Here is a 13,212-nt window from a genome sequence, read left to right on the forward strand (position 1 = left end):
GCCCGGGGTGTGGGGGGTTTGACCTTTCTGTGTTTCTCTACGCGACGGGCTTGACGCACCGGCACGGCCCCTTCCGCCGTCTTGCGGCCGGACCGCCGTTCCCATGACCGTGCCGGGTGTGGGCAGTCGTGCCCGTCCTTGGTGCGGGCAGTCGTGGCGCTCATCTACGCCGGGTGACCAGGAGCGTTGTTGCTCTTCGGCCGGTTCGGGGTGGGCGGTGGATCAGGCGATGGTCAGTAGCGTTGTCGCGTCGGTGCTGTACTTGGTTATTTCCTCGGGCGTGAAGTCTCGGTGTTCGGGGAAGCCCAGGCCCACTACGGCGATGAGCTTGGTGTCGTCGTCGGGAGCGAAGACGGGGAGGGTGAGGGAGCCCTTGGAGCCGGCGGCTCGGCCGCCGGGGACGGCTACGCCGGTGGTGTCGCTCTGGAAGTCGGAGATGGCGACGGCCTCGCGGCGCCGGGCGGCCGTGCCGGCTATGCCCTTGCCGATGGGGATGATCGCGGTGCCGTTGCGTACGGAGACCGGAAGGTTGTACGAGGCGACGAGGACGATCTCACCCTCTTCGGCGGGCTCGGAGAGGTGGACGGAGCCGACGAAACCGCCGTTCCGCTCGACGAACTCGGCGAGCCACTCGTCGACTTCGGGGCGGGCGTTCTTCAGTACGGTCTCGTTCAGGGCTTCGGAGTTCATGTGGGGGGTGGGCTCCTCGTGCTGTGATCGTGCTGTGTGCGGACGCGCTGTCGTGCGGCGCTTCCTTGAGCAACATCAATACCTCAAGCTCTTGAATGTTCATACACTTATTCGCGTAGACATCCTGTGATGATCGCGGCGCTTCACAAAGGAGTGGGGACAGTCGGCTCACAGCCCGCCGTGAACACCTGGGGGATTCGGAGCACAGCCGAGCCGGGGGACCGTATGCCGCACGACAGCCACCAGTGGGCCAACTCGTTTCCGTGGAGCCTCACGTACAGCTGGGGGCATACCGGGCTCACCGTCGACTTCGACCTGAGCGGAGACGTCCCGCGACTGTTGTGCGTACGGCGTCCCGGTGATCCCGAACCCGGGCCGGAGGAGGCCAAGTCGGAACCCTCGCTACCGTTGGTCGACCTGGTGCTGCTCGGCGACGGCACCGGCTGGTCGGGGCCGCGTTTCGCGGGCACGGCGCTCGGGCGGCGGCTGAGATACCGCGCGCACCATTCCACGTACGGCGACGGTTGGCATCGGCTGACGTTCGAGCTGCGGGATCCGGGGAGTGGGTTGACCGTGTTCGCCGACTACGCCTCCCCGGACGGGGTCTCGGTGCTGAGATCCAGGGTCCGGGTGCGCAATGACGGTGGGGAATCGGTCATCTTGCGTTCGGTGCGGAGTCTGCTCGTCGGGGGATTTCCTTCGCCCGACGAGCTGTTCGTGTTCACGGCTCGCAATGACTGGGGCGCCGAGTGCCGTTGGGGCGTGGAGCCGCTCCGGGATTCCGTGCCCGACATCAATCGGGAGGCGCACGGGCACACCGGGCACGCGGCCAAGCGCCTCGCCGGGCACGGTAGTTGGCCGACGGACGGGCATCTGGCGATGGGCGCGCTGCAGCACCGTACGGACTCGCGCAGTTGGGTGTGGCAGATCGAGTCGGCGTCGAGTTGGGTCTGGGAGGCCGGTGAGTCGGGGGGACGGACGTGTCTCGCGCTCGGCGGACCGACCCATGACGAGCATCAGTGGCGTCAAGTGCTGGAGCCGGGTGGGGAGTTCGCGAGTGAGTGGGTCGCTCTGGCCCTCGGTACGTGCTTCGACGGGGCGGTGGCCGCGCTCACCTCGTATCGGCGGGTTGTCCGTCGTCCGCACGAGGATCACGAGCGGCTTCCGGTCGTCTTCAACGACTACATGAACACGTTGATGGGCGACCCTACGGCGGAGAAGCTGCTGCCCCTGATCGACGCCGCGGCGGACGTGGGTGCGGAGTACTTCTGTGTGGACGCCGGGTGGTACGATGAGGGGGACGGGGGGTGGTGGGACAGCGTCGGGGAGTGGTTGCCATCCGCTCGGCGGTTTCCCGGCGACGGCGACGAGCCTGGTGTGGGTGGTCTCCGGGTCGTGCTCGATCGGATCCGGGAGCGGGGGATGGTGCCCGGGTTGTGGCTGGAGCCGGAGGTCGTCGGGGTGCGCAGTCCGCTTGCCCGGGAGCTGCCGGACGAGGCCTTCCTGCGGTACGCGGACGGGACCCGGGTGACCGAACAGGGCCGTCATCAGCTGGACCTGACCCATCCGGCGGCCCGGACGCACCTCGACAAGACGGTCGACCGGATCGTCGGCGAGTGGGGTGTGGGCTATCTGAAGCTCGACTACAACATCACGACCTCCGTGCCGGGGCACCTCGCGCACGCCCGGGCCTGGCTGTCCTGGTTGTCGTCGGTGCTCGACCGTCATCCCGGGCTGGTCGTCGAGAACTGCGCCTCCGGCGGTATGCGCATGGACGGCGCCTCCCTCGCCGTGGCCCAGCTCCAGTCCACGTCCGACCAACAGGACCCCCTGCGCTACCCACCCATCGCCGCCTCCGCCCCCACCGCCGTCCCACCCGAGCAGAGCGCCGTCTGGGCCTACCCCCAGCCCACCTACACGGACGCGGAGATCGCCTTCACCCTCGGCTCCGCCCTGCTCGGCCGCATCCACCTCTCCGGCCATCTGGACCGGATGACGGACCGGCAGAGGGGGTTGGTGCGGGATGCCTTGGACACCTACAAGTCGATCCGGCCCGACCTGCGCTCCTCCGTCCCCTTCTGGCCCCTCGGCCTGCCCGGCTGGACCGATGACTGGGTGGTATCGGGGCTGCGGCAGCCGGGTGTGGATGGGGAGGGCGCGGTGTACATCACCGTGTGGCGGCGGGGTGGCGACGACGCCGAACGGTCGTTCCCGATCCCGCATTTGGGGGGTGGGGAGGCTGGTGGCCGTGGGCGTGAGGTGCGAGTGGAGGTGCTGCATCCGCGACGGCCGGGTGCGGGGCCGTCCGGTACGGCGGAGACCGCGGAGGGGGTTGGTGCGACGGGGGCGACAGGTTCGGCGGAGTGGGACGGTTCCGAGCTGCGGGTGAGGTTGCCCGAAGCCCCGGCGATCCTGTTGCTACGCCTGACCGCGTTCCCCGCTCCCCTCAGGGGCGCGGGGAACGGCGCGACCAGCCACACCGGCCCTGCCGCACGCAGTGCCTAGACACGGGCCCGCCAATCCCCACCCCCGATCAGCTTCCCCCCTGCCCGCAGCCGGACGGCGACGGCCGGGGCGGCGATGTACACCCAGGCCCGTACGGGCGTGTCGTCGCTGAGGACGGCCGTGCGTTCGACTCGCTCGTAGAGGTTGGCCGGGTCGCCCGGCGCGTAGTCCTCCAGCCGGTCGAGGGCGCGCAGCAGTTCCTCGTACTCCTCGGCCCGCGCGGTGACCAGTTCCCCGCTCACCACCGCCTCTCCCCCACCGGGCCCCGCCTCCGCCCCGCCCGCTTCCGACCGCCCGCTGTGCTCCACCGCATACGGATACCCGGGCCCGTCGTACAGGACCACCCCGCGCATCCGCGCGGGCACCTCGGCGCTCGTGCGGCCCCGGAGGAAGACGTCGTGGTTGGGTTCGCCGGGGCGGAGGGTGCCGTAGACGAAGAAGGGGAGCACTTGTTCTCGCATCCTTTCCGGTCGTGCCGCGCGGCGGCGAGACGCGGCGGACCCCGGAGGGACCTTCGCGGAAACGATTCTCACCCCTCACACGGCTCCCACCACAGGCACTCTGGACACGACCTGTCATGCTCACTTAAATCTGCCGGACATCAGTGGTCGTCCAACCACCGTCCCTGGGAGACAGATGAGCCGGATACGGCATCTCCGAAGCCCGCACACCGCCCTCCGACGCCCGCGCTTCGCCCGAAGCCCGCGCCTCGCCGCCACCGGCACCGCCGCCGCGGCAGCCGCCCTGCTGGCGGCGGCACTCACCCCGACCGCGCAGGCGGCCGACAGGCCGACCCGGAGCGCGGCGATCGCGAACGCCGCCGAGGTGCTGCGGGAGCGGGCCGCGAGTCTGGGGCTGACCTCCGCGCAGGACACGGCCGTGCGGGACGTGATCGTGGACGCGGACGGGGCGCAGCACGTCCGCTACGACCGGACGTACCGCCAACTCCCCGTACTGGGCGGCGACTTCGTCGTCCATCTGGCTCCCGACGGCGGGTATCGGAGTGCCGACCGGGCCACGGTCCGCGAGATCACCGTCCCCACGATCGTCCCGGCCGTCAAGGCGCCCAAGGCGGCCGACATCGCGGCCGGCGCGCTGCGTGCCGCGAACGTCGGGGAGACACTGCGCCAGGTGACGTCCAAGCCGCGGCTGGTCGTGGATGCCCTGCACGGCGCTCCGAAGCTGGCCTGGCAGACGAATGTGGTGGCGCAGGACGGCGCCGGCAACCCGGTCGCCCGTACGGTCGTCACCGACGCCGCCACGGGGAAGCAGATCGACGCGTGGGACGCGTTGGAGACCGCGAGCGGGGACGGCCGGTCGCTCTACGGCGGCACGGTTCCGCTGGAGACGACCCTGTCCGGGGCGACGTACCAGCTCAAGGACCCGACCCGCGGCAACACGTACACCGGTGACGCCGCGAACCAGACGGACCTCTGTTTCCTCGGCATCTGCATCCGCCGTGCCCCGTCGACCGTCTTCACGGACGCCGACAACCACTGGGGCACGGGCGCGACCGCCGACCGCGCCACCGCGGCCGTCGACGCGCAGTACGGCACCGACACCACCTGGGACTACTACAAGAACGTCCACGGCCGCAACGGCATCGCCGGGGACGGGCGGGGCTCCTACAACCGCGTCCACTACGGCAGCAACTACAACAACGCCTTCTGGGACGACAGTTGCTTCTGCATGACGTACGGCGACGGTGACGGGACGACGTTCGGACCGCTGGTCTCGCTGGATGTGGCGGGCCACGAGATGTCCCACGGCGTCACCTCGGCGACGGCCGACCTGACGTACTCGGGTGAGTCCGGCGGCCTCAACGAGGCGACGTCCGACATCTTCGGCACGCTGGTCGAGTTCTACGCGGCCAATGCCTCCGACCCCGGTGACTGGCTGGTCGGCGAGAAGATCGTCCGGTCCGGCTTCGGTGAGCCCGCGCTCCGGTACATGGACCAGCCCAGCAAGGACGGCAACTCGGCCGACTGCTGGAGCGGTTCGGTCGGCAACCTCGACGTCCACTACTCGTCCGGCGTCGCCAACCACTTCGCCTATCTGCTGGCCGAGGGCAGCGGCACGAAGACCATCGGCGGCGTCCAGCACTCCAGCACCACGTGCGACGGCTCCACCGTGACCGGCATCGGCAAGGACAAGCTCGGCGCCGTCTGGTACCGCGCCCTGACCGTCTACATGACCTCGTCCACGAACTACGCGGGCGCCCGCACGGCGACCCTGAACGCGGCCCGCGACCTCTACGGCTCGGGAAGCACCGAGTACAACGCGGTGGCGGCGGCCTGGAGCGCGGTCTCCGTGGGCTGACGTGCCCGAGCCCGAGAGTCGTGGGCTCCGGTAATTCCGTGGCTGTGGGGCGGCGGGCGTGGCTACGCTCCGCGGCTGTCCCCACAGCCACGGGACGCGCGGAGCCCCACCCCCGAAACATAGGGAGATCCATGTCGCCCGACGGGAAGCTGCACGCCGACGAGTTCGACATCGACGAGGCGCTTGTCGCGTGGTTGATCGCGGACCAGTTTCCCGAGCGGTCGGGTCTGCCGCTCGGGAAGGGGCGGCCCGGACAGGGGTGGGCGTTGGGCTTCGGGCTGGTGGCCGTGCACTACTACCGGGACAAGGGGCATGTGCTGGCCGAGGTGGGTGCTCGGGCCGTGGGTGAGGTTCTCGCGGAGTACGGGGACGGGTTCGGGACCGTTTCGACCGGCGCCGGCTTGACGAACCCGACCGGCGCCGGCGCGACGGGCACCCCGCTCCGGTGACCGTCGGACCCAACCCCCGGGGACCGGATCCCGCCGAGCACACCCCGGAGCGGCCGAGCGGCGGCGAACGGTCGATCAGGAGCGAGGGCGACATAGGTGTCGCCATCACCGGTGACATCGCCGTCAATATGTTCTTCGCCAGAAGGGCTCCCGCCGACGAAACGCTGGGGAGGCTGATCGACCGGCTCGTGCAGGCGGTTCGCGGCCCGCGTGGCTCCGTCGAGGTCGCACTGGCCGACAAGGCCGATCTGCTCGCGCAGCGCATCTACGGCCGCCTGCGGCGTGAGGAGGAACAGCAGCGGATATGGGATCGGGGTCCACTGCCCGTGCGCTGGCGGCCGGCGTCCGGGGAACCGGCCGAGGCGAACGGTGCTGCCCGGCTGGATCTGGCCGGCCCGCTGGACGCGTTCGAGGATGTCCGCAGGCGGGCCGAGTCCGGTTGGCTCATGGTCCTGGGACAGGCGGGCTCGGGGAAGTCCATTCTGATGGTGCGTTTCGCGCGGGAGCTGTTGGACGCGCGCAGGAAGGCGCCCGCCGACGCCGACAAAGGGCCCGTATCCGTGATCTTCAGTCTCGGGTCGTGGAATCCCGAGACCAGCTCGCTACGGGACTGGATGATCGACCAGTTGGAGCGGGACCACCTGGCTCTGGCCGACGTCGGCCCCGACGGGTCGACGTGGGCCGCGGCGCTGGTCGACGCGGACTACGTCCTGCCGATCCTGGACGGGTTCGACGAGATGGCCATGAGCCTGCGGAAATCCGCACTGCGGGCCTTCAACGCCAGCTCCCTGCCGTTGCTGGTGACCAGTCGCCGCGACGAACTCATGGATGCCGTGAAGAAAAGCGACGTCGCCCCCGCCGCCACCGGTATCGAACTGACCCACCTCACCCTGGACGACGTCGACCACTACCTGCGGCCCGCCGCCAAGACGTCCCTGTCCGACGGCACGGGCACGGACACCACCGCCGCGGCCGGGTGGGAGTACGTCCTGAACGAGTTGCGCCGCCATTCCCGGGCGCCGGAACCGGAAGCGGACCCGGCCTGCGCCCATCTCGCCGCCGTGCTGACGAGCCCGCTGATGGTCACCCTCGCCCGCGCCGTCTACGAATCCGGCGGCGAACCGGCGGAGTTGCTGGAGCACGAGAAGTTCAGCACGCGGAAGGACCTTGAACACCATCTCCTGGACAAGTTCGTCCCGACCGCCTACGCACGTTTCCTCAACGATCGGAATCGGTCCGCGGCGGAGCACCGGCGTTGGGACCCCGATCGTGCCCAGCACTGGCTCGGCCATCTCGCCGCGGATGTGAGACGACTCCGTACCCATGACATCGAGTGGTGGCGGCTCGGAACCAGCATGAGTCTCGCCGCGCGAATGCTCGCGATCGGGGTCGTATCGGGGCTCGCGGTCGCTCTCGTACAGGGGTTGACGATCGGGCTCGTGGCCGGGCCGGCGGGGTGGCTCAGGGAGGGAGTCGTCGAGGTTCCCCTGAACGCGCTGGGGATCGGGCTGACCTTCGGGCTGATGCACGGATTCGCCACGCGGCTCAAGGCCGGCAGCCCCGTGTTCGAGCCGTCGCGCATGCAGATCCGGCTCCGCGGCGGGACGAAGAAGGTGCGGGAGAACTTCCTTCCCAGAGTGCGCGGCGGGCTCGCGGGGGGCCTCGTGTTCGGAGTCGTGTTCGGCCTCGGTCTCGCGGTGTATGCCGTTCTCCACGGCTGTCGCGGGCTGGCTGTCGTGCTGGTTTTCGGGAACTGGCTCGTGGCCGGGATCGGACTCGGGCTCGGGGTGGGACTCACCCTCGCCCTCGGGGCCGGGCTGGAGGCCGTTGCCGTCATCGAGGAAGAACGTTCCGTCCGCCCGTTGAAGCTGCTGCACACGAACCGCACGACCGTACTCACTCAAATGCTCGCCGTCGGGCTCGTGATCGGGGTCGGTTTCGGCATCACGGTCTGGTTCTTCAACGGCCTCGTACCCGGCATCGCGTCCGGCATCGCGGCCGGGATCACGGTCGGGTTCGGCTTCTGCACCTTGACCGCTTGGGGCCGATGGGTGGTCCTGGTCCGCGTCTGGCTGCCACTGACAGGGCGGTTGCCGTCGGCAGTGCACGCCTTCCTGGACGACGCCCACCGGCGAGGGGTACTGCGCCAGGTCGGCCCCGTCTACCAGTTCCGCCACGCGCGGCTCCGGGATCACCTGAGCCAGGTCCACGGGGGCTACGACGAAGCCCGCGAGGGAACGGAGCCCGTACGGGGTCAGGAACCCGGGAGCGGGAGCGCGTCCGTGTAGCCGTTGGACGGGCGGTCGGTCTTCTCGACGGTGCGGACGTCCAGGGCGGCCCGGGCGCTCTTGGTGCCCAGGGTGCCTTCGGGGTGCCAGGTGCCGGTGATCGTGACCCAGGTGTCGGCGGGCGGGGACGGGGTGCCGTGGACGCGTACCTTCACGAACTGGGCGTCCGCCGCGCAGCAGCTGAAGATCGTACGGGTCAGATACCAGCCGCCGCCGGTGCCCTGCCTGTCGGGCGTGACGTAACCGGTCATCTCGATCTCACGTCCCTTGATCGCCTGCTCGCGGTCCTGCTGTACGCGGGTGGTGAAGTCGGTGAGGGTCATCGGGAGCGGTGACGTCTTGGGGAGCGGTTCGAAGTCGTCCTGTTCCTTGACGGCCATGACCTTGGCGTCCTCGCGGGCCGCCGTGTACGCGCCGATGGCCGGTGGGGCGTAGACGAGGAGGCTCAGGGCGGGGAGGAAGAGCAGCCAGGCCACGCGGGGTGGGGTGGAGTGGTCGTGGCTGTGGTCGTGGTCGTTGCCCGGCTCATGGGCGTGGGGTTCGCTGTCGGCTTCCTGCCCGCCGTCGTTTCCGGCACTCGTTCTCCACAGCGAACGGGCCTCCGCCGCCGCCAGGGCGAGCAGCAGTACCCCCGATGCGATCAGCAGGGGGCGCATGCCCGGTTTGACGTACGTGAGGTAGAGGTCGGTGAGGAGGGTCGCGTGGAGGAGGCCCAGGCCGCTGAGGAGCAGGAGCAGGGACTGCAGGGGGCGTTTCACAGCAGGACGGCTCCGATCAGGACGCTGCACAGGATGGCTACGAGGGTGGTCGCGGTGGAGAAGCGCATCGCGAAGGAGCGGCCGAAGGTGCCCGTCTGGAGGGCGATCAGCTTCAGGTCGACCATCGGGCCGACCACCATGAACGTCAGCCGGGCGAGGGGGGAGAAGCCGGACAGGGACGCGGCGACGAACGCGTCGGCCTCGGAGCACACGGAGAGGAGGATGGCGAGCGCGGCGAGGAACAGGACCGACAGCCAGGGTGAGTCGGCGACCGTGTCGAGTACGGTGCGCGGGACCGCCACGTTGAAGGTGGCCGCGGCCATGGCGCCGACGACCAGGAAGCCGCCCGCGTGCAGGAAGTCGTGCTGGAAGCCGAGCCGGAACTCCGTCCAGCGGTTCCGTCCGGGCTCGTGCCCGGTGTGTCGCACGGCGGGTTTGAGCCATTCCTCCCGGCCCAGCCAGAGCCACAGCCAGCCCATCGCGGCGGCCGTGAGGAGCGAGGCGAGTAGCCGGGCCAGCACCATCTCCGGGCTGCCGGGGAAGGCGACGGCCGTCGCGGTCAGGACGATCGGGTTGATGGCGGGGGCCGAGAGCAGGAACGCGAAGGCGGCGGCCGGGTTGACGCCCCGGCGTATCAGGCTGTTGGCGACGGGTACGGACGCGCATTCGCAGCCGGGCAGTACGACCCCCGCCGCGCCCGCCACCGGGACCGCCAGCGCGGGCTTCCGCGGCAGCACCCGGCTGAACACCCGGGCCGGCACGAACGCGTTGATGGCACCGGACAGGGCCGTGCCCAGCAGCAGGAACGGCAGCGCCTGGACGGTGATGGAGAGGCAGACCGTCCGCCAGGCGTTCAGGGCCGGGTCGTTCATCCCCCGGCCGACGAGGAAGAGGGCCGCGCCGGGGACGACGGCGGCGGCGAGGAGCAGCAGGGGCCAGCGACGGGGCCAGGTGTGGGCGGGGGACGGGTCCGGGTCGACGCCGAGGCCGGGGGCGGGGGCGGGGTCCGGGTCGACGCCGAGGCCGGGGGCGGGTGCGCGTCCGGGGTCGGCTGCGGGATGGGGGTCGGGTCCCGCCTTGGCTCCGCCTTCGGCTTCGGCTTCGGGTGTCTCCCCTTTCGTTGTGTTCGCCGCCGTCGTTTCCTCGGCCGGTTCGTCTGTCCTCTGCATGCCCACTCCGAACAGTCGGATGATCGGGTCGAACATAGCGGGGCGCTCCGGGTGGCCGGCTCAGACCCCGCCCAGCAGGGATGTGAGGCCCGCGTCGAGGAACGGCTCCAGGTTCTCGCCGCCGGGCTCGACGACGGCGTACGAGCGGCGCAGGAAGCGGCGCAGGGAGGGTGTGTCGAAGCGGATCATGGCCATGCCGTGCGGGGAGCGGAGTTCGACGACGGTGTGGAACGGGCCGCAGGGCCAGAGATGTACGTCGCCGATGCCGGCCGGGGTGGTCAGCCCCTCTTCCAGGAGTGCGCGGGCGAATGTCCACGTGACGTGCGTGTCGTCGACCGAGGCGGACGCCGGGAAGTCGATGTGCACGGCGAACGGGTCGGCGGGGGTGTAGCGGAGGGTGGCGCGGATCTGGACCTCCTGGTAGTCGGGAGTGACCAGGCGGGCGCGGGTGGGCTGTTCGAGGGTGGGGCACATGGGCGGTCTCCGGTTGGTTGCGGCGTGTTCGAGCACTCGGACACCCCGGGAATGGGCATTTCGGGTGGGTGGTCGGCCGGTTGAGCCGACTCACCCCCTCGACCGCGCCAAGGGCCTTGGTATTACGCCGCTTTCGAAGTTACCCACTGTGACGTGTGTCACCTTGCGTGATTGCTTGAGATTTTTGTCATCTCTACATACAAAATCATGCTCGTCCCATCAGTAGGCGAAGAGAGCCTTCCTGCCATGACCGACGGCCACGACACGGTGCCCGCCATACCCGCCCAGGGGTCCGCGCCCGGTTCGCCCGGTTCCATGTCCGCGTCCGCCACCGCGGCGTACACCCGGATCTACGAGGAACAGCATCCGCGCCTGGTCGCGTACGCGCGCTCCCTGACCAGGAACGCCTGGGCCGCGGAGGACCTCGTCGCCGAGGCGCACTTCCGGGTGTGGCGGCGGCTGTCGGCGGGGCACGAGATCGAGAACGTACCGGCGTATCTGATGACGACGGTGCGGCATCTCGCGGCGACCGTCGGGAGCGCGGCGCGTGAGACGCCGCAGGATCTGACGATCGTCGAACGCGTCGAATCCGGCGCGGGCGTGGGCCTCCAGGCGGACGACCCTGCCGATCCCGCCGAACAGGTTTCCTCCGTCGACCTGTTGGTGCGGGTGCTGGGGCAGTTGCCCGAGCGGTGGGTGCAGGCGCTGTGGCTCGCCGAGGCGGAGGGCCAGCCGCTGGAGACGGTCGGGCAGCGCATCGGCGCGAAGCAGGGCGCGACGGCGGTGTTGTTGCACCGGGCGCGTGAGGGGATGCGGCAGGCGTTTCTGCGGGAGCAGCCGGGGGCGCCGATCGATCCGGCGTGCCAGGTGCGTTGGGGTCGTATGCCGGCGTACGTACGCGGGACCGCGACCCCGCGGCAGTCCGAGCAACTGCTCAGCCATGTGGACGAGTGCGAGGACTGCCGGGCGCGGCTCGCGGTCCTGATGCGCACGAATGACCGACTGCCGGCGTTCGTCGGTCCCGCGTTGTTGGTGTTCGCACTCGGGGGCGGCGCGGGGAAGCTGCTGGCGTCGTTGGCTGCGGGGGCGGCGGGCGTGTCGGGGGGCGCCGGGGGTTCTGGTGCTGTCGGTTCGTCCGCGGGTGCTTCGGGGGCGTCGGGTGCGGTGGGTGCTTCGGGTACGGCAGGTGCTTCAAGCGCGGCCGGCGTGTCGGGGGGCGCCGGGGGCGCTGGTGCTACCGGTTCGTCGGCTGGCGCTTCGGGGGCGGCCGGCGTGTCGGGTACCGCCGGGGGCGCCGGTGCGGCTGGTGCGGCTGGTGCGTCGGGTGCGGCCGGTGGGCACGGTGGTGGGCAGTTGCCGCATGCGGTGCGGCAGTTGGCCGGCGGTGGGGCGAAGGTCAAGCCGAGCACTGCGGTCGCGGTCGGCACGGCCGTCGCTGCCGCCGCCGTCGCGGCCGGCATCATTCTCGGCACGCTCGATCCGGTGACCGTTCCGCCGCAGCGGACGCCGGTCGCTCAGGCGCCGGTGCCTGGACTGCCGGACGCGCCCGCCGCCAAGGTGACCGAGCACCGGGACGCCACGACGGATGCCGAGGCCATGCCACAGCGGGGTGGGCCCGGGCGGTCGGACACCGGGCCCGTCGTCTCGGCCGACGTCGGCGGCGGCACCGGTGAGGCCGGCGGCGACAGCGTTGTGAATCAGGCGAGGGACGACGAGGGCGGCGACGGGTCCGCCGAGTCGCCCGCCGAGTCGCCCGCCGAGGTTCCGGCGGACGGTGACACGCCGCCGCCCCAGGACGACTCGTCGCCGCAGGAGGACACCCCTCCGCACGAGGAAACCCCGCCGCGGAACGACACCCCGCCGGACAGCACGGGGCCGGACACCAGCGGGCCGGGCTCCGACTCGGATGGGCCTTCGAACGGGACGGGCGGGAAGGACGAGGGGCACGAGCCCGGGGACGGCGACAAGCCCGGCAACGGCAACGGGGACAATCCGTGGGACGGGCACGAGGAGAAGCCCGCGACCGATACACCGGGAACCGACACACCGGGAACCGACACGCCTGAGGCGGAGACGCCGGGGGCGGAGCAGCCAGGTGCGGAACAGCCGGGGGCAGAAGAACCCGGGGTTGAAGGGCCGGGCGCGGAGGAGCCCGGCGGCGGTTACCCGGGGGCCGATGAGCCGGGGACGGGAGCGCCGGGCGGCGAGGCCCCTGGCAGCGATTACCCGGAGACCGACAGCCCCGCGACCGAAACGCCGCCCACCGACAACCCCGGCACGGAAACACCCGACACCGAGGCCCCTGACACCGGTTACCCGGAGACCGGCGTCCCTGGACCGGAGACGCCGGACACCGATACCCCCGGGATCGAGGCCCCTGACACCCCAGGAACGGAAACGCCGGACACCAACGCCCCCGGCGCAGATGCACCAGGCACCGAGACCCCCGAGGCGCCCGCAACTCCGGCACCGGACACCCCGGAGCCCGTCGAGCCGCCCGCGCCGCAGCCGACGCCTGGGGGTCCCGGGGGCGGTTGCGAGGACTGAGGCGGTGGGGTGG

At 70.9% G+C, this 13,212-nt stretch carries 10 protein-coding genes; 5 read left to right on the forward strand and 5 right to left on the reverse strand.

Annotated features, from left to right (window positions below; genetic code table 11):
* Nucleotides 1-222: 222 nt before the first annotated feature.
* The gene (locus tag STRIP9103_RS00230) at nt 223-690 is read right to left on the reverse strand and encodes a GAF domain-containing protein (protein ID WP_009293285.1); all 468 of its coding nucleotides are present in this window, start codon (nt 688-690) and stop codon (nt 223-225) included.
* A 225-nt stretch (nt 691-915) separates the two neighbouring features.
* Here STRIP9103_RS00230 and STRIP9103_RS00235 point away from each other — a divergent pair, with 225 nt between their 5' ends.
* Nucleotides 916-3,195, forward strand: a complete 2,280-nt coding sequence (locus STRIP9103_RS00235) for a glycoside hydrolase family 36 protein (RefSeq protein WP_048819439.1) — start codon at nt 916-918, stop codon at nt 3,193-3,195.
* Here STRIP9103_RS00235 and STRIP9103_RS00240 read toward each other — a convergent pair.
* Nucleotides 3,192-3,656 (reverse strand): gamma-glutamylcyclotransferase family protein, encoded by a 465-nt coding sequence (locus tag STRIP9103_RS00240; RefSeq protein WP_048819440.1) that lies wholly within the window; start codon nt 3,654-3,656, stop codon nt 3,192-3,194. The genes STRIP9103_RS00235 and STRIP9103_RS00240 overlap by 4 nt on opposite strands.
* A gap of 175 nt (nt 3,657-3,831) precedes the next feature.
* Between STRIP9103_RS00240 and STRIP9103_RS00245 the strand changes: the two genes are divergently transcribed.
* The 3 genes from STRIP9103_RS00245 (at nt 3,832) to STRIP9103_RS00255 (ending at nt 8,251) form a co-directional block, all read left to right on the forward strand.
* Nucleotides 3,832-5,514, forward strand: coding sequence for a M4 family metallopeptidase (locus STRIP9103_RS00245; protein WP_009293297.1), 1,683 nt, complete (start codon nt 3,832-3,834; stop codon nt 5,512-5,514).
* A 131-nt stretch (nt 5,515-5,645) separates the two neighbouring features.
* Nucleotides 5,646-5,963, forward strand: a complete 318-nt coding sequence (locus tag STRIP9103_RS00250; RefSeq protein WP_009293300.1) for a hypothetical protein — start codon at nt 5,646-5,648, stop codon at nt 5,961-5,963.
* Complete coding sequence (locus STRIP9103_RS00255; protein WP_009293283.1) at nt 5,960-8,251, forward strand: NACHT domain-containing protein; 2,292 nt, start codon at nt 5,960-5,962, stop codon at nt 8,249-8,251. The genes STRIP9103_RS00250 and STRIP9103_RS00255 overlap by 4 nt, the downstream gene beginning before the upstream one ends.
* Here STRIP9103_RS00255 and STRIP9103_RS00260 read toward each other — a convergent pair.
* The 3 genes from STRIP9103_RS00260 to STRIP9103_RS00270 are packed head-to-tail and all read right to left on the reverse strand — an operon-like array spanning nt 8,218 to nt 10,652.
* The gene (locus STRIP9103_RS00260) at nt 8,218-9,009 is read right to left on the reverse strand and encodes a TIGR03943 family putative permease subunit (RefSeq protein WP_009293293.1); all 792 of its coding nucleotides are present in this window, start codon (nt 9,007-9,009) and stop codon (nt 8,218-8,220) included. The genes STRIP9103_RS00255 and STRIP9103_RS00260 overlap by 34 nt on opposite strands.
* Complete coding sequence (locus STRIP9103_RS00265) at nt 9,006-10,178, reverse strand: permease (protein WP_078613748.1); 1,173 nt, start codon at nt 10,176-10,178, stop codon at nt 9,006-9,008. Before STRIP9103_RS00265 ends, STRIP9103_RS00260 begins: the two co-directional genes overlap by 4 nt.
* Nucleotides 10,179-10,238: 60 nt before the next feature.
* Complete coding sequence (locus tag STRIP9103_RS00270; protein ID WP_009293295.1) at nt 10,239-10,652, reverse strand: SsgA family sporulation/cell division regulator; 414 nt, start codon at nt 10,650-10,652, stop codon at nt 10,239-10,241.
* Between the two features lie 246 nt (nt 10,653-10,898).
* Here STRIP9103_RS00270 and STRIP9103_RS45110 point away from each other — a divergent pair, with 246 nt between their 5' ends.
* Nucleotides 10,899-13,199: a sigma-70 family RNA polymerase sigma factor gene (locus tag STRIP9103_RS45110; protein ID WP_009293301.1), complete on the forward strand. Its 2,301-nt coding sequence runs from the start codon at nt 10,899-10,901 to the stop codon at nt 13,197-13,199.
* Nucleotides 13,200-13,212: the final 13 nt, after the last annotated feature.

The sequence above is a fragment of the Streptomyces ipomoeae 91-03 genome, from assembly GCF_000317595.1.
GTDB lineage: Bacteria > Actinomycetota > Actinomycetes > Streptomycetales > Streptomycetaceae > Streptomyces > Streptomyces ipomoeae.